The following is an 18,594-nucleotide window of genomic DNA, read 5'->3' on the forward strand; positions in this document are numbered from 1 at the left end:
AATTATTTTCCACACAACAAACTGATAGGCATATGGTTAACACGATATTGTAAATAGCATGTAACAAAAAACATCTACAGTTGTACACAATGGATTAAATGATAGTTCCCGCAAACAAAAACGGCTGTCCACCTATAGCGGACAGCCGTTCCTTTCAGTATTATATCTGTTACTTTCCCTTCTTAAATGCTTCCAGACCACACTTCAACCAGCTGGCATATTCACTCGCACGGGGAGTGTATCCAACAGGCTTCGTCAACAGCTTCTCATCAGGGCTGATCAGCACATAATAAGGCTGTGAGTTATTCACAAAATTCTCCGTCTGCATCGTAGCATATTTATCACCGATCGTTTTGATCTCCTTTTTACGACCTGTGTTGGTAGTAAAGAGGAACTGCTGATCTTCCGGTAATAATTTCCTGTCATCCACATACAGCGATACCAGGATATAATCTTCTTCTATCAATGCCTTCACTGTCTTATCCGGCCATACATTCTCTTCCATTTTACGACAGTTCACACAAGCCCATCCCGTGAAGTCTATCAGGATCGGTTTGTTCTGTTCTTTCGCCAGTTTCAGCGCTGCATCATAGTCATTCACCACATTCGCTTCAACTCCTTTAGCAGCCTCTTTATAAAGGCTATAGCTCAATGGTGGCGGGAAACCGCTGATCAATCTGCGGTTGGCATATTTGGTATTCGTTACTCCCGGTAGCAGGTACAAAGTCATTGCAAGGAAGATCAAGGCCAGCACCCAACGGGTAGGACTGATCTTCTTCAGCGGTGAATCGTGTGGGAAACGGATCTTGCCCAACAGATACAGTACAATGAGGAAACCACAGATAATCCACACAGCAAAGAAGACCTCACGTTTTACCAATCCCCAGTGTGTTACCAGGTCGGCATTGGAAAGGAACTTAATTGCCATAGCTACTTCAATGAAACCTAATACTACTTTCACAGAAGTCAGCCAGCCGCCAGATTTAGGCAGTGATTTCAGCAGGTTCGGGAACATGGCGAACAAAGCAAAAGGCAATGCCAGCGCAAATCCGAAACCAGCCATACCCACTGTCAGCTGCATAGCGCCACCATCGGTTGACAGTGAACCTGCCAGCAGCGAACCCAGAATTGGGCCAGTACAGGAGAATGATACCAGTGCCAGTGTTAATGCCATGAAGAAAATACCAATAATGCCACCTACGCTTGTTTTTGCATCCACTTTGCTGGCAAGCCCACTTGGCAGGGTAATTTCAAAATAACCAAAGAACGAAATGGCAAACACAATAAAGATCACAAAGAAGATCAGGTTTAACCATACGTTGGTAGAGATATTGTTCAGGATCTCAGGATCCAGTGAATCCAGGAAATGGAAAGGAAGACTTAACAATACATAGATCAGGAAAATGAAGAAGCCATAGAGGCTCGCATTCAACACACCTGTCTTTTTATCCTGCGACTTTTTAGTGAAGAAAGACACTGTCAGCGGGATCATTGGGAATACACAAGGCGTCAGCAAAGCAATAAAACCACCGATCACGCCCAGGATAAACAATCCCCAGAGACTTTTCCTGGCAGGTCCCTCTTCCCCACCGCAGTTATTCACAGGATGGTCTTTGTCGATGGTGGCTCGCTTCAAGGTTTGTCCGCCGGCGGCTGATTCCTGCAAGCCAGCAGCTACATTCACCAGGTTACCGTTTGCATCTACATTGAAGCGGAATTTCACTTCTTCCGGTCCTACCACTTCGTCACCTTTCAGCGCCATATAGTTGACAGCACCTTCCAGTTTCGTAACAGAACCATTCAGCTTTACGGCCACCAGGAGAGATACCTGGTTTTCGAAGTATTTGATCTCTGTATTATCGAACAGCGGCTCAGGTGCTTTTTTCAGTTCTCCTTCTTCCGTGATGCCGGTAACTGTAGCTACGCTGTCAACCACTATACGGGTATTAGGTTCATCATCTTTCATGGTAGTGGAAAACAGCTTCCAAGCTTTCTCTACAGTACCTTTCAGATGTAATATATATTCATGTTCACCCTTTTTCTCCGCTGTGTACTCCCATTTTGCAACCGCTGTGGGGGCAGGATTCTCCTGGGCCCTGACAGCAAATACTGCGGTGATAAGGATAATGAACGTAAGCAACTGCTTCATATAAATAATAGGCTTTAAAGACTTATTACCATTCTAAATAGTAAACGAGTTCCCGGGGAACTCGTTTACCAAATTTTATTTACCTGTTGGATGAACGCTCATCCGTAGTAATGATTTATTTTCCTCCTACGCTGATAGCGAATTCCACTTCTTTCGGCGGCAGGCACTGGTGATCATCGCACACCATAAATTCTACGCTACCTTTTACTTTGGTAGCAGCCTTTCCTTTAACGGTTACTTTCTGCACGAAATTCACCTGGTTTTCGTAGTATTTCAGTTCGGAATCAAAGTTCTTATCGAATGCTTTATGCAGTTTACCTACTTCACGGATCTTACCTACCGGTACCACCAACGGATTTTTGGTCAGTTTGAAGGTAGTAGGTACCGGACCTTCACCTGCTTCCTGTGCGTACAAGTGCCATTTGCTATCTATGGTAGCTGTCATGTGCAGTTCATAGGTAGAAGCGTCGATCTTCTTAGCGGTAAAATCCCATTTCACCGGGTTTTCTATCTGCGCACTTGCCAGTATCGGCAACGCAAATAGCAAAACTGCTGTAAATAATTTTTTCATACTAGATTTTTTAACTGGTTGGTTGGCTCGATTTTTAAATATTGGTGGTTTATGCCACCAGAGAATCAATTGTTGTTGATAAGGCTCTGAAAAATAAGCTGGCCATCAGTATTACCCAATACTGAGCTGGTAGCTCTCTCAGGGTGAGGCATCATACCGAATACATTACGCTCTTTATTACAGATGCCGGCGATGTTACGCAGTGCGCCATTTGGATTGGCGTTATCTACCACATTGCCGAACTCGTCGCAGTAACGGAAAAGTACCTGGTTGTTGGCAAACAGGCCTTCCAGTGTAGCATCATCTGCATAATAGCGGCCTTCACCATGTGCCACCGGAATCTTCAATGCGCGTCCGGTTACATCTTTGGTCAGGGATGCGGATGTATTTTCACTTTTCAGGTATACATTCTTACATACAAACTGCTGATGACTGTTCTGCAGCAAAGCGCCTGGTAACAGACCAGCTTCACACAGGATCTGGAAACCATTACATACCCCAATTACACGGCCACCTTTATTGGCAAACTCTATCACACTTTGCATCATGGGACTAAAGCGGGCAATAGCGCCGCAACGCAGGTAATCTCCATAAGAAAAGCCACCCGGCAGTACAATACAGTCTTCTTTAGTGAACTTGCTCAGGTCAGAGTCTTTATGCCATAGCTCTATTACCTCCTGTCCAAGATCGTTACGCAGTGAATCGATCATGTCATGATCGCAATTAGAGCCTGGAAAGGTGACAACGCCAAATTTCATGTTTAATTTGTTGAATGTTACGGTCTAAAATATTATTCAAGCTTTTATCCGGCAGATAACAGCCATTGGACCATTAATCGAAATTACCGGAAAAGGCACAAAATTACTACGCCGCCCGCACATTTCCATAGCCGTTCGTCCGGTTTTAACAATTACCCGCGAAACCGGCTAATTTTTGCTGAAATACTGCATTATAATGACATAGGCTAATGTCAGGATGTGGATAACATTCGCTACCGTATTGTTAACAATAGACCAATATGCATTGGCTACAAACAGGGAAAGCGGTAAAATAGCGAGAACCCAGTAGGCAGGGGAAAAATGTACATTGAAAAAAGGTACCATCATGGCTATAAACACGTATACTATCAATACGCTCCAGATTTTACGGCCCTGTATCAACATCTTTTTGAGGGTACGCTGCAGTAATAACCAGCCCAGTATAAAGAAGAACACGCTTATCGCCAGGGCTCCCCATACCTTGTAATGGCTAATAAAAGGCATTTCAAGCCCTATTCTGGGAATTTTTGCAAACAGTATCCACTGGTCTGTCAGGAAAAGATAGGTTCCCAGCAGGTATATCGGACAGATCAGGCCCAGCAAAGCAATAATCCACTCCGCCAGACGGAACGGACGCATAATAAGCAGGCTTAACCATAACAAAAGACAGAATATAGTAGCCGGGAAGTAAAATAATCCACATACCCCCAGGGCAAAACCAATATTAAATACAACATCCCTGGCAGAGGTACGGGTATACAGCAGCGTAATGCTGGAAAACACCCACAACATCACCAGGTTAACCAGCAAAGCGGGAGAAAATATGTTCCAGCCCTCGTACAGGGAGGTAAAGAGCATATAGCTCATGGCCGGGAGGTAAGTAGGCTTGGCGAACAAGCGTTGATGGTTCACGATCTTTGTTACCAGCAGCGCCTGCAATAATAACAGTAAAACCGCCAGCGAAGTAAACAGGAACGGGCTCTTGCCAAATGCCATTTCCATCCATTTCACAAACAGGCCGTATAACAAACCTTCGTTGCCGTCTACCAGGAAGGAAGACGGATGGATCAGGTAATAGAATTTTACCAGGAGCGTATATATCAACAGCAACAGTACCGTTAGCGGGTTGCCTGAGCGGAAAAACTTTACCACAATATGATTTCTCTTTTCAACTTTTGAAAGCGTTCCAAAGGTATTTTAAAGCGGGAGAAAATCAAAATATTATGAAAACCATGAATAATTAATGTGTTTTTGCGGCTTTTACCTGACCCCTACCTCCTCCGTCTGCCCCTCCGGCGTCACCACATCGATCTTATCTATCAGTAACCGGTCCCCCTGGATCACAAAATCGATCCGGAGCGTATAAACAATAGTCACATCTATAGACGCCCCATTCTCAGTTTCAGTATAATTCCCAAAGGTGGCCTGGCTGAAATTGGAGATATCCTCCTCATACTCCTGGCTCAGCAGGATGAGATCAGCATCAAACCCATAGGGCGTAGCCGTTCGTACACTATCCTGCCGGATCCTGGCTGCACAAAGCTGGAAATAGGCGTTCTTATCCTCTATATAGTCCCGGGTAAATATGCCTGCATTAGCTAAAATATGGAGATAAGCCGCCGTGCTGTCAAAATTAACTGCATAACGACCAGTGTCCTCCACTCCGGAATTATCCACCAACTGAATATCCACCAGGGAATCTACCCGGGTGGTATACCAGTCAAAGAACTCACGCACCTTTTCTTCCAGTACCGGCTGACTGAGCGCCGGACTGACCGTACCTTTAAAGTATGCTCTGGCTGAAGGGGTTTCCTGATCTCTGTGAAAACCGAAAAGACCACATGCGCTGATGGTCATGGTAATCCCAAGCAGGAAGAGGTTTCGTTCTCTTTTCATCATCAGATATGGTATAAATAGCTATTATTTCCCTCGTGTCCCTCCGGATGCAGCTTAACGATACCCTTTGAATAACTCCGGCGCCGTCATTTTGCTGCTTTCTTTACCACGTCTTGCAGGATAATCTGTGCTCGTACGAAGGCATTTGCTTCCGTGACCTTTATCCTGTTCTCCTTAAACCATTTCATAAAGCTGTCCCATTGCTGTTCGTGTTCGCTCCTCCACTCTCCAAACACCTTTTCATCTCCCTGTCCCAATATCCAGTAGTTATAAGCCTCCAGGTATCCAGCCTCCTTCACACTCCGTTGGAAATCGAAAAGCACTACAGGATAACTCGTATCACGTCTCTCCTTTGTATATATGTCCAGAAATTTTGTCCTTATACGGTTCAAAGATGCCAGGTTGATCATCTTCTCTCCTATTATTGATTTGACCAGGGTCATTTCGTATGCTCCGTTTGCAAAAGAATTGCCCATCGACGCCATCAGCTGCTCGGCCAGGGCATTAGCCAGAGAACTAGCCTGGGCTTTTTTACGCTGGTTGGCATCCAGCAGGATGGTATTATTCTGTTTTGCGAAACTTACTGATGCACTGGTATCAGACTCAAATTTAATCTCTCCTTTGTAAGTATAATATAAAAGTTTGCTGATCTCTTCCGTACGTTTAGATCCACGTTCTATGTTCATGAATATTTCCCCATAGATCATTCCCCATACTTCCTGGTCTGAATCCAGGAATATCTTTGCCGCGCGATAGTAGTTGGACGGATACATAGGCGCTGCCTGTATTCCTTTCTCAAAGAATCCCAGGGCCGCATTATGATCATTTCTCCTCAACTCCATCACGCCCCGCTCCAGATACAGATTACCTTCTTCCGGGAATTTTTTTATGCCTTCATCATAAGTGTCAATGGCTTTTTCCGGTTTTCCCATTTCGTCGAGCGCATTGCCCATCATAGCATACACTCTGCCGCTAGCCTGTTTCCTCTTCACCAGGTCTTTCAATAACTTCATGGCCTCATCAAAGTTCTTTTGCTGATATCTGGCCAGTGCCATTTCATAAACTATTTCGGGTTCGGCCGGATCCAGTTTACGGGCTTCTTCGAGTAATGTGATCGACTCTGCCAGTTTACCATCATCCATCAGTTCAATGGCTTCATTCTTTTTGGCGAGGGCCTTTTCCTTGTCAGTTGTCTGGGCATTTGCTGCAGATACAGAAAAGCAAATGATTACCATCAGGGGTAGTAGTATTCGCATAAAACAGGTATTGAGATTGTCCCTTATAATGTAATAAAGATAAATATTTATTATTTGAAGGTGCGTTGTCCTGAAAAAGGATTAGGAATACTTTAACGTGGGTTATTTTGTGATGGCTTTCCGCTTACATATTTATTGCCGCGTATAATAAAACGGTAAGGCAATAAAGCATCTGCCCCCGCATAGTCCACACCTATCCGGGGAGTAGCGACAATATCCTCTGCCAGAGGCGTAAATCCATCCGAAACAAGACAAAACTCATCTTCCAGCAGCGATTCACCTGTATGACCTATAGTGATCCCCAATGCCTTTGATACATTTCCCGGCCCCTTTGTCAACGTGAAATCTGCCACCTTCTTTCCTGTACGCTGCAGCATAACAGGCACACCTGTTACCGGCTCCGCTCCTCTGATGAGGATCGCATGCGGAATATCCACACCATCGGTCACAATATTGAATAACTGATGGATACCATAAATCAAATAAACATATGCTACCCCTCCCTCACGGTACATGATCTCCGTACGGGCAGTACGCCTGCCGCCATAGGCGTGGGAAGCCTTGTCTACAACACCGGCATAGGCCTCTGTTTCCACGATACGCGCAGATGTCAGCTCACCGTTGAATTTTGTCACGATGATCTTCCCCAGTAATTCACGGGCAATCTTTAAAACGTCAGGACGGTTGTAAAAACCGGATGATAATTTCTGATAAGCGATGGTCTCCAAAATATTAGTATAACGGCATCCGTTAGACAATCTTTAAACGGGGCTCCAGCAGTGTATAGATCTTATTCAGCACAGGAACAAGACTTTCAAAATCAAAATCTTCTCTGAAGGAATCCGTATCTGACGACCACAGGAAAAGATCGGCACAGATCTCTACATATTCGTTTACGATATCGCTGTTCAGGAGGGACAGTAATTCCGCTACATTTTCCTGCAGTGCATAGTCCTTCACAACACCCAGCGCACCATAAATCTCGTACAGTAAGGGATCATCATCCGCTTCCAGTAATTCCGCTTTCAGGGAAGAAAAATCAAAGCCTGTATAAGCGGTATCGGTTTCGTTGATCTCTTTTCCCCATGCCTGCAGATTGGGCGTGTCAAAGGTAATAACGCCTTCTTCGATGCCTTTCCTTAAAGAAGGAAGGTCAGCATATAAACAGATCTTACCGTCCTTATCTGTCAGCAATCTATCAGTATCATTATCTGACATGTCTACGCCAGAAACGGTATAATAAGTCTCGTCATTATAAACTACCTGCAATAAATACTTCTTGTATTTTTCGGAGGCAGCATCATAAAATTCTTCCATATTAACATTGGTTATTCTTCTAAGGTACTAAAATAAAAAAACCGCCCCATATAACATGAGGCGGTCTTTTTTTCGTGCCATTTATCCGCTACTTAATTCCATATAAACCATTGAACAATAGCTTAAAAGTGCCGTGCGACTGTGCCCTGAAAGTAATTTCGGGGCCAAAGGCATATAACTTACCCTTGCCCACCGGCGCCTCAAATGCCGCCACCCCATCCTTAAGATAGGATTGTCCCCAAGCCCAGCCACTGCGTAAAGGCTTGTCCGTGGCAAACCAGGCTACGGGACGTACACCTTTCGCTTCGGCATCGCTGTCCAGCTTAAAGACAGGGCTGTTATCGAAATTGACATCTCCAAAGGAGGGCATCCCCCAGGCTGCCGTCCGGGTACTGTCAAAAGCCACCCGCAGGATGCTTCCGGGCACGAAGTATTTGGTACCGGGCAGTGACTGCTCTTTGCCGTCTTTCCCCTTTTCCACCAGGGCGTTATGGACAGGAAGTCCCAGGTGATAAGCCAGATTAGTACTGGTACCAATGGTGATAACGGTACCGCCTGCTTCCAGGAATTCCTTCAATTTAGGAACGGAAGTATCTTTCGTGATCCTGCCCAATGTATTACGATACTGTTCGGGAATCTCATCCGGGTTAGGCGGTGTCTGCCTGAAACCATAACGGTTACTTTCCTCCCCTGCTACAGGAGGGATAGCCTTGGTCACAAACACGATTACATCATATTGTTTCTTCAGGTCGCCGGCATCAATATCTTTCGGATACACCAGTTTGAAAGGGAAATGATATTGTTCCATCATCCAGCGGATCCAGCCCGAAGGCATGGAACCGCCATAGGTATCCCACAGGGCAATGCGCAGAGGTGTTGTTTCGACCGCCCCTTTAGGACGCTTACCTACAGTTTTTGTTACCACGCCCAGTTGAGTGGCGGCTGTCTTTAATATGCTATTTGCCTGGGCTCCCGCAGGCACAAAGAAAGTGCCTGCCGCTTCACCGGCAACACCCTCCGGCAGCCGGTATACCTTCACCCCTGCTTTCATCAGGTCATTTACCGTAATGAACGCATTATTCACATAAGGGCTCAGCAGGTAACCTCCGCCCGCTGCAGGCGTAAATGGTTCAGCCATCGGAGACTGCAGTTCGCCATAAGGTATCTTCTGAAAAGGTCCGCTGAAATCGTCCAGAACACGGTCAAACTTTACACCCATCTGGAAAGCCAGTGTCCATCCTGCCGCATCATAAGGACGGACAGGAGGACCACCGGGATATTGGAAGTCATTAGGATGATCCTGTGGTTCAAACATGTCCAGCACATGCGGACGGAAAGCCTGGTTCGTGCGTACAATGTAAGAATTGGCCGGATACGGCTTCCCTCCTACCGTAAATGGCGCTGTCGCCTTCTGTACAGAAATACCTGCCTTGATCAGTGCATTGATAAATTTCACCGCCGTAGCAAAATCCGCCTGATCTGCCGGCAGGATATATCCACGGGGATCCCTTTCCGTTGGATTCTTATATATCGCATCATAATACTGCATGGAGATGTTACTACCCCTTCTCATCCATCCGTAAGGATCGCTGCCATCATCTTTGGTAGTATCATTCTTGTCTTTTTTATAGGCTGCCGTAATCGCTTCTGCACGTTTGGGTGATAAAGTCCAGGAATCCGCATTTCCCTTATCTATCGCATTCTTACCCATCTTATAAATGTTGTACAGGACTTCATCCCGCTGACGGGCTGCATAGTCGAGCACCGCATAGTTCAGTGACACAGAGTAATCAATAGATTTTCTGAAGCGCCAGTCTCCGGTAGGCTTTACTGGATTGGGCGTGGCGCCGTTCGGGATCAGGCGCTGCGGCACTACAGGTATCTTTTCAGGAGTAGGATTACCGATGATCTCTGTAAGTAATCCTATCATGTTATGATACTGTGTTGTAGTACGCAGGCCACCGTTATACCAGGTAGAAAAACTGGAGCCATTGAGACGCGTATAACCGGGTTTATCTTCCGCATTCAGCCTGTTGTACATGGCTGCACCCAGTGCATCAATACCGGTGATCATCAACGGGTCGAAGAAGTAGTTGAAGGGATCGCGGTACGGAGGTCCTGCCAATACAGAACCTTCCGGACCACGTTGGTGATGATTGTACATGATCTGCGGCATCCATTCCAGGAACAGTTGCTTTCCCATATTGGCGCTTTCCTTCATGTTCATGATATAGAAGTCACGATTATTGTCGTGTCCTATATATTTCTGGTACAGCACCGGCAATTGTTCTGTTGAACGTTTCAAAGTGTCTGCATTACGCATGTACCAGTTACTGGTGAGTTCCTGTCCATCGGGATTAGCATGTGTCATCAGTACGATCACATTATCCAGTATCCGCATCGTCTCCGCATCATTGCGACTGATGAGCTGCCAGGCGGTTTCTATCAGCTGATGTGCTCCCACTACTTCCGTGGCATGCAATCCACCGTCTATCCACACCACCGCTTTTCCTTTATCAGCCATGTCATGCGCCTGCTGTGGCGTAATACCTTCAGCCCTTGCCAGCTGCCGGGAGATCTGCTTGTAATAATCCAGTTGTTTGAGGTTGGCGGGTGAAGAGATGATCAGCATATACTGATGACGCCCTTCTTCTGTCAGGCCGATATCCACCAGTTTTGCCTTGTCGGAAGTGGCGGCCAGCTTTTCAAAATAGGCGGCGGTTTGTGTGTAGGTTGCCAGTTTATAATCATCTCCGATATTAAATCCGAAGTGTTCTTTAGGTGATGGCACAGTCTGGGCCCGTAACTGTGATGCGCAGCAAATACCTGCCATCAGCAGCCAGCCCGATAAGGTATGTCTCATAAGCATTTATTTTTTTCGGTAGTCCAGTGCCGGGGCACGGTTACCCAGCATGGCCTCATATTTGAAAGTGGGTCCCTGACGTTTTTTGAGTTCAGTTTTTGCAGTTTCTAAAGCAGCAGGATCATTGAACAGGTCATAGGCAGTGAGTGCAATCGTCTTCGCTGCTACCATCATTCCTTTAGCGCCAATACTGCTACCTGCAGCAGCTACGTTCTGCCAGCTATGGCCGGAAGAACCAGGTACAAAGGTAGCGGTAGAGATGCCAGCCGTTGGTGTTACCCAACTCACATCCGCTACATCAGAAGAACCAATGGCATCATGTTTATCTGATATGAAAGGCCGTATAGTAGCACTCGAAGTATCGAGGTCGGGCAGCTTTGATTTATCGATCAGTGTAGACTGGATCTTTTTTGCAAATTCTCTTTCTGCGGATGTATAGGTAAAACCACCTACCTGCCGCAGATTGCTATCCATTATCTTCGACAATGTCTCATTAGGCAACATATTATATACACCTCCTATCACTTCATAATCCATTCTTGTACCTGTTCCCATCGCAGCGCCTTCTGCTGCCTTTACCAGTCTTTCCCATACATCTTTTACCACCTGCATATCCGGATGGCGTACGTAATAATACACTTCCGCAAAGGCAGGCACTACATTGGGTGCATCGCCCCCTTTAGTGATGACATAATGAATACGTGTCTCCTGGGGAATATGCTCACGCATCATGTTCACCATATAGTCCATGGCTTCCACCCCGTCCAGTGCAGAACGTCCTTTTTCAGGCGCACCGGCAGCATGTGAGGCTGCGCCATAAAAGCGGAACTTTGCATTCTTGTTGGATAACCAGGGAAAGATCGTAGCAGAGTTGTCGTTGCCGGGATGCCAGTGCAACACCGCATTCACATCACCAAACAAACCTTCTCTTACCATATACACTTTACCTGAGCCACCTTCTTCTGCCGGACATCCATATACACGGATAGTGCCTTTACCGTTATGCTCTTTCAACCAGTTCTTCACACTAATAGCAGCAGCTACGGAGGCAGTGCCGAACAGATTATGACCACAGCCATGCCCTGCCCCTCCTTCCTGTATGGCCTTCTGCTGTGGTTCTGCTATCTGCGATAACCCCGGCAGTGCGTCATACTCCGCCAGAATACCGATAACCGGCTGCCCGCTGCCATAACTGGCAACGAAGGCCGTAGGAATACCCGCTATGCCAGCTTTCACGGTAAAGCCCTCCTGCTGCAATGTAGATTGTAACAGGGCAGAGCTTTTTTCTTCCTGGTAGCCTACTTCTGCATATCCCCATATCTTCTTTGCAATATCTGCATATGCCGGCGTCTGCTGATCGAGGTAAGCCACAATTGCCTTCTTATCCTTGTTTTGTGCAATAGCCAATGCTGGCAGGCAACAAAGGAATGATATAATCAGTTTTCTCATTTGTACAATTGGTTGAATAATAATTTAAAAGTGCTATGCGATTGACCACGGAAAGTGATCTCAGGTCCGAAAGCATATAACTTGCCTGCCCCAACCGGCGCTACAAATGCTGCTACGCCATCTTTCAGGTATTTCTGTCCCCAGGCCCAGCCACTATGCAATGGCGTTGCCGTGGAGAACCAGATCAGTTTCTTCAGACCCGCGCTCTCTGCGCCAGCGGTGAATTTAAATACAGGGCTTCTATCGAAATATACATCATTCCTTGCAGGCATTCCCCAGTTTTCTTGCGCTGTAGTATCCAGGTCTGCAGTCAGCAAACTACCAGGAATGTAATATTTTGTACCGGGTATTGGTTTCATTTCACCCTTTGCATTCTTTTCTACTAATGCATTTTCTACCGGTAAATTCAGATGATATGCCAGGTTGGTACTTGTGCCGATAGTAACAATTTTACCACCTGCTTCCAAAAACTTCTTCAGCTGTGGAACAGAAGTATCTTTAGTAATGCGTCCCAGCCAGGGTTTAAATTCATCAGGCAGTTCTTCCGGTTTAGGCGGTTTGTTGTAACTGTTCTCACCACTTCTTTTAGGTTTGCCAGTATCAGGGATAGCACCTGATACAAAGATGAGCATATCATACTTTTTACGCAGATCACCTGCATCCACTTCCTGTGAATAAAGCATCTTATAATCGTAATGATATTGTTCCATCAGCCAGCTTATCCACCCGGCAGGAATAGCGCCTCCATAAGTATTCCAGATACCTATACGTAATGGTGCGATCGCTTTCAACTGTGCAGGAGTATTATCCGCAGCTGTAACATGAACGCCCAGTTCAATTGTTGCCCTGGTGAGTATGCTCTGCGCTTTTGTTCCCGCAGGTACATAGAATGCACCATTAGCAGTACGGGATACTTTTACGCCCGCCTTCAGCAAATCATTCGCAGCAATGAACGCATTGTTGGATGCCTCATCTATCAGGTAGCCTTTTTTTGCAGTGGGTAACGTAGTTATTAAAGGTGATTCGATCTGACCATAAGGCAGCTGTGTGAATGGTCCGTCAAATACATCCATGATACGGTCAAACTGCACACCCATCTGGTAGGCCAGTGTCCATCCTGCCGCATCATAAGGACGGATAGGAGGTCCTCCGGCATATTGAAAATCATTCGGATGATCCTGTGGTTCAAACATATCAATCACATGCGGACGAAAGGCCTGCGCCGTCTTTACGATATAGGAACCTGCCGGATATTGTTTCCCTGCTACAGTGAAAGCAGCTGTTGCTTTATGAATGGTAACACCTGAACGGCTTAATGCATTGATGAATTTTACGGCCGTAGGAAAGTCTGCCTGATCCGCAGGAATGATATAACCGCGTGCATCTCTGTAGTCAGGATTCTTTAACACCCCTGCATAATATTTTGAAGCGATCGTATCTTCCCTGCCAAAAGCAAACTCACCACCTGTCTCACCTTCAGTGGTAGTATCTCTCTTCCTTTCTACTTTATAAGCTACACGGATAGAGTCTATATATCGCGGATAAAATGTCCAGTGATCGCTGCTACCACGGTCTATCGCATTCTTGCCCATCTTGTAAATATTAAACAGCAACTCACTTCTGTAGCGGGCAGCATAATCCAGTACCGCATAATTCAGCGAAACAGAGTAATCTATAGACTGGCGGAAATGCCATTCCTGTGGTGCTACCGGATTGGGAGTAGCTCCATTGGGAACCAGCCTGTCAGGCACCAGCGGTACAGTTTCAGGTGTCGGCCCGCCGATGATCTCCGTGAGCAATCCTACCATATTGTGGAAGTAAGGTGTAGTACGCAACCCACCATTCCACCAGGTAGAAAATGTGGAACCGTTACGCTGTGTATAACCAGGTTTGTTTTCAACATTCAGCCTGTTATTCATCGCTGCACCTACGGCATCAATGCTGGTCACAATTAACGGATCATAAATATGATTGAAAGGATCACGGTAAGGAGGACCAGCCAGTACAGAACCTGCAGGTCCGCGTTGATGGTGATTGTACATGATCTGAGGGATCCATTCTACAAACAGCTGACGACTGATGTTCTGGCTTTCCTTCATGTTCATCATATAGAAATCCCTGTTGTTGTCATGCCCTACATATTTCTCATACAAACGGGGAATATTTAATGCCCGTTTCTTCGGATCAGCCATGCGCATGTACCAGTCAGATACCAGCTCCTGCCCGTCAGGGTTGGCATGTGCCAGCAGGATGATATCATTCTGTAAGATGTTCATTGTTTCAGCGTCAGTACGTGTTACCAGCTGATACATCGTTTCTATGAGCTGATGCGCGCCCACAGTTTCAGTTGCGTGCAGTCCTCCATCTATCCATACTACGGCCTTGCCTTCTGCTGCCAGCTTACGCGCACTTTCATCTGTCAGTCCTGCTGCATGCCCTAACTGCTGCGATATTTCTTTATAGCGGCTCAATGCCTTCAGGTTTTCCGGAGAAGACACGATCAGCATATACTGATGCCTTCCTTCTTCCGTCATGCCGATGTCTACCAGCTCCGCACGATCAGAAGCCGCCAGCTTTTTAAAGTAGGCTGCTGTCTGGGTGTAGGTGGCCAGCTGATAATCATCACCGATATTAAAACCAAAATGTTCTTTTGGAGAGGGGATTGTCTGTCCCCATGCTGTCGCAGCATATAAAAGCAACGACAGCATACCGTAGAATTTTCTTGCCATAAGTAGGGTTTTATTTTGCTATGCCGGCTTCCGCCAATAAGATAAGTAACGCGTTCTGGATGCCCTGATATCCCTTATCGTTGAGCCACCATTCCTGCAGGGCATGGGCATTACCACCCTCTCCACCGGAGCCGATGGTAATGGCGGGTACCTGTTTGGAAATAGGAATATTCGAGTTAGTAGAACCAACACGCAATGAGGCGGTTGATCCAAAGGATTGCACCGTGGCCATGGCCCGCTGGATCAATGGCAATGTCGTATCCAATGCGCCGGATGGACGGTCGCCAATCAGTTTTACATCTACTGTCAGATCAGCACCCCGCTGTTTCATTTTATTCTCTTCTGCCAATGCCTGTTGTACCGCCTGTTGCAGCAACTGATCAATACCACTCACTCTTTCCGGACTCTCAGAGCGCATATCCACTTCCATCCATGACTCAAAAGGAATTGAGTTCACAGAGGTTCCCCCTCCTATTACGCCGACGTTGTAAGTCACACGTAAGCCGGGTGCACGGCTGAAAGAGTCTGCCGCTACCGCCCAATAATGAATGGCACGGCCTAAAGCATTATGCGGATTAGCTAATCCGAACGCACCGGAAGAATGACCACCGGGGCCCTTAAACGTGATCTTATAGCGATGTGAACCTAATGCACGGTGAGTGATCGACTCCCGGTTCCAGCCATCTATCGCGATATAACTGTCTATTTTTCCCGGACCTTTTTCTGTAAACAGGTTCTTTACACCACGCAGATCACCTTGTCCTTCTTCACCCACTGTACCAATAAACAGCACATCTGCATCGGTTTCAATACCTGTTTTCTCCAATGTCTTCACAATGGCCAGCACAACTGACAATGCTCTTGTATCATCGGCAATGCCAGGTGCATACAGCGTATCTCCTTTATGCACTACTTTCGTATCAGTACCTTCCGGGAATACTGTATCCATATGTCCTTCCAATACCACCGTTTTTTTACCGCCACCACGGCCTTTACGTTTTGATATCACGTTGCCTGCGTTATCTATCCACACGGTATCCACGCCGGCAGCTTTGAGCATCTCTGCATATTTCTTCGCCCTTTCCATTTCCTTATAAGGCGGTGCAGGGATCTCTGTAAGCAGAATATGATCGCTCAGGGTTTGTGGCTCCAACTCTATAATAGTCTGGAAAGCTTTCTTAACAACAGGCTTGTCAGTAATTGATCTGATCTCCGTCTGATACTTCTTATCCGCAGGTCCGGCTGACCTGTCCTGGGCCCGGAGGCCCAGGGTCGCAGTCAGCAGAGCGAATGATAGTGTTGTGTTTCTGATTGTGCTCATTTATAGCTTGTTTACGACAGTAACTACAGTTTTTTAAATCTCACGCCAACTCTGCAATCGCCGGGTTCACCGCGTGACTCATCACAAATATTATTGAAGAAGGTTACAATCCTGCGGCCATCGCCAAGGTTCAGAATAAACTTGAAGAGAAAATAGTCATTTACTGCTACAGATCCAAGCGATACATTATTCATGGCCGCTAATTCAGTAGCAGTGAACGAATATGCTTTAGGAAAAGTAGTCACTGTTTCATACAATTTGTCCCGTGAGCCGATAATACTGGGCAGCGGGAACTGTGCAATATTTGTGTACTGGTTTCCCGGAGAAGAGATCACCAATGGATAAGCCGGCACGCTGGATTCAGCTTTGTTATAACTCGCATAAACTTCTATGGAAGTCACAGTTACTTTATCAAAGCCTTCCCAGTCCAGGGTGAAGGCAAACTCCTGGTCAGCCAGGTTGGGATCATTCAGATTAAAGAATGCCACCTTACCCGCCTGCCTGGTAGGTAACGCTGTTTTTGTCGTATCGACGGTCACAATAGGTACAGCAGTGTATTCATATTGTTCCCATTCATAGTTTGCTTTTTTGCAGGAAAGGAATCCGGTGTAGATGATCAGTATCGCTATTATCAGATATCTCATGCGTTAATTTTTGTGTGATGATTATTTATCCCAGAATACCGGTGTGGTCTGCTGTGCTATCTGTAATGCGCTGGTATTCTCACCCAGGCTGGTGTTTGCAGATAGTTCCGTCTGGGAATAATAGAGCCTCAAAGGAAATGAGTTCAATGGCGACAAAGGTGCACGTAATACAGGCAATGCAGTTCTCCTGTAGTCATTGTACGCCTCCATACCATTACCATAACAGGCAATGTATTTCTGTGTCATCACCATATTCATCTTACCGGCAGCATCTGCAGCATCGTAGGCTGTCAGGAGTTTATTCACAAAACCACTGACAGTAGCAGGCGATAAAGCCACTCCGCCATTTGCAGCGCCATAAGTGCTCACACTGTTCAGGTGTGCAGTTACACCATCGGCAAAATTCTGTCTTGCATCATCTCCTGTGTTCAGTGCCAGCGCAGCTTCTGCGCGGATCAGCTTTACCATGGCGTTTGTCAGCAGAGGGATAACGCCTGCACCAGTACCATCAGAAGTAGCCACTACTTTCAGGCTTGAAGTAGCGCCTGCATTTGTCAGGTAGCTGTATGTATCAGGGATGTTGTTGATAGGTGCATTGTCATATAAACCTCCTGCAGGATATACACCAAAGGTGGAACGCCTGTTCAGGTCAGCCGGTGCTGCAGTACCATCACCGGGATTACGACCATAATAACCATTGCTGTTGGTAGAGTTGTTCAGACCCGCAGTCGCATTCTGACGATAGATGAAATACCGTAAACGGGGATCGTCATTATTAAACAGCAGATCTACAAATGACTGGCACATGTAAAAGTTCTTGCTGGACTGATATTCAGAACGATGCCATGGATGGCGGTTGTTCGGGTTTTGTGCAGATCCGAACCTGAACGTATAGTCCGTTGAATTGGTATTGGTCGTTCCGCCTATCAGTGTGGCAGGATTACTGATCAATGCCTGTATTGCTGTGGTGGACCGGGCAGGATCTACCAGCCGGAGCTGGTTATAAAGTTTTAGCTTCAGCGAATTGGCTAGTGCTATCCAGGAGTTCTTTGAACCACTGTAGATCATATCAGCGCTGGAGGGCACCAATCCCGAAGCACTCACTTTTCCCACATCCTGCTGTGCATCTTCAATCATGGCCAGTACACTTTCATAGATTTCCGCTCCCTTCTCCAGCTGAGGACTAACCGTTTGCTGTCCTTTCTCTGCCTCAGAATACGGAATGTCTCCCCACATATCTACCATCAGGCTTACCAGGTAAGCTTTCTCAATTTTCGCAATGGCTACATACCCCCATTCCTCTTGTGCGGTGCCGCTGCTGATGATGGATTCCAGATCATTCAATGTCTGACTGTAAAACCCATCCCAGGGTTCGTCAAAACTGGTTCCCTGCTGCTGATAACGACTCAGATCACCGGACGATACCATGTGTTGCATAAAAGTGGAGGTACCACTGTTCAGTTCATACATGTTAGCAGCCATAGATACTTCCGTAGAAGGCAGTAATAACGACAACTGTGCGGTGGTCGGATTATTGGGATCGGTATTAATATCGACAAACTTATTACAGGCGCCGGCCATGAAAGCCATACCGGTTACCATGAGTGTATATGTACTATATTTCAATTTCATAATTCATGA

14 protein-coding genes are annotated in these 18,594 nt (G+C 46.3%); all 14 read right to left on the reverse strand.

Annotation, left to right across the window (positions count from 1 at the left end):
- Positions 1–169: 169 nt before the first annotated feature.
- A complete protein-coding gene (locus tag F3I09_RS02965; RefSeq protein WP_149693540.1) occupies positions 170–2,149 on the reverse strand; it encodes a protein-disulfide reductase DsbD in 1,980 nt (659 codons plus the stop codon).
- 115 nt (positions 2,150–2,264) lie between these two features.
- Positions 2,265–2,720 carry a protein-disulfide reductase DsbD domain-containing protein gene (locus F3I09_RS02970; RefSeq protein WP_149693541.1) on the reverse strand — a complete coding sequence of 152 codons (456 nt, stop codon included), beginning with the start codon at positions 2,718–2,720 and terminating at the stop codon, positions 2,265–2,267.
- Between the two features lie 65 nt (positions 2,721–2,785).
- Entirely contained in the window at positions 2,786–3,478 is a 693-nt protein-coding gene (gene purQ / locus F3I09_RS02975; RefSeq protein WP_149693542.1) for a phosphoribosylformylglycinamidine synthase subunit PurQ, read from the reverse strand.
- Between the two features lie 168 nt (positions 3,479–3,646).
- Positions 3,647–4,630 carry a hypothetical protein gene (locus F3I09_RS02980; protein WP_149693543.1) on the reverse strand — a complete coding sequence of 328 codons (984 nt, stop codon included), beginning with the start codon at positions 4,628–4,630 and terminating at the stop codon, positions 3,647–3,649.
- A gap of 108 nt (positions 4,631–4,738) precedes the next feature.
- Positions 4,739–5,377 (reverse strand): hypothetical protein, encoded by a 639-nt coding sequence (locus tag F3I09_RS02985; protein WP_149693544.1) that lies wholly within the window; start codon positions 5,375–5,377, stop codon positions 4,739–4,741.
- Between the two features lie 83 nt (positions 5,378–5,460).
- Positions 5,461–6,630, reverse strand: coding sequence for a lipopolysaccharide assembly protein LapB (locus F3I09_RS02990; protein WP_149693545.1), 1,170 nt, complete (start codon positions 6,628–6,630; stop codon positions 5,461–5,463).
- A 92-nt stretch (positions 6,631–6,722) separates the two neighbouring features.
- Positions 6,723–7,358: a DNA-3-methyladenine glycosylase gene (locus F3I09_RS02995; protein ID WP_149693546.1), complete on the reverse strand. Its 636-nt coding sequence runs from the start codon at positions 7,356–7,358 to the stop codon at positions 6,723–6,725.
- A 22-nt stretch (positions 7,359–7,380) separates the two neighbouring features.
- Positions 7,381–7,947: a hypothetical protein gene (locus F3I09_RS03000; RefSeq protein WP_149693547.1), complete on the reverse strand. Its 567-nt coding sequence runs from the start codon at positions 7,945–7,947 to the stop codon at positions 7,381–7,383.
- An 88-nt stretch (positions 7,948–8,035) separates the two neighbouring features.
- Entirely contained in the window at positions 8,036–10,810 is a 2,775-nt protein-coding gene (locus F3I09_RS03005; protein WP_149693548.1) for a M14 metallopeptidase family protein, read from the reverse strand.
- Between the two features lie 6 nt (positions 10,811–10,816).
- Entirely contained in the window at positions 10,817–12,259 is a 1,443-nt protein-coding gene (locus tag F3I09_RS03010) for an amidohydrolase (RefSeq protein WP_149693549.1), read from the reverse strand.
- Positions 12,256–14,988 carry a M14 metallopeptidase family protein gene (locus tag F3I09_RS03015; RefSeq protein ID WP_149693550.1) on the reverse strand — a complete coding sequence of 911 codons (2,733 nt, stop codon included), beginning with the start codon at positions 14,986–14,988 and terminating at the stop codon, positions 12,256–12,258. The genes F3I09_RS03010 and F3I09_RS03015 overlap by 4 nt, the downstream gene beginning before the upstream one ends.
- Before the next feature lie 10 nt (positions 14,989–14,998).
- Positions 14,999–16,309 (reverse strand): M20/M25/M40 family metallo-hydrolase, encoded by a 1,311-nt coding sequence (locus F3I09_RS03020; RefSeq protein ID WP_149693551.1) that lies wholly within the window; start codon positions 16,307–16,309, stop codon positions 14,999–15,001.
- Between the two features lie 23 nt (positions 16,310–16,332).
- Entirely contained in the window at positions 16,333–16,953 is a 621-nt protein-coding gene (locus tag F3I09_RS03025) for a hypothetical protein (RefSeq protein WP_149693552.1), read from the reverse strand.
- A gap of 21 nt (positions 16,954–16,974) precedes the next feature.
- Complete coding sequence (locus tag F3I09_RS03030) at positions 16,975–18,585, reverse strand: SusD/RagB family nutrient-binding outer membrane lipoprotein (RefSeq protein ID WP_149693553.1); 1,611 nt, start codon at positions 18,583–18,585, stop codon at positions 16,975–16,977.
- Positions 18,586–18,594: the final 9 nt, after the last annotated feature.

The organism is Chitinophaga sp. CF418, assembly GCF_900142925.1.
GTDB lineage: Bacteria > Bacteroidota > Bacteroidia > Chitinophagales > Chitinophagaceae > Chitinophaga.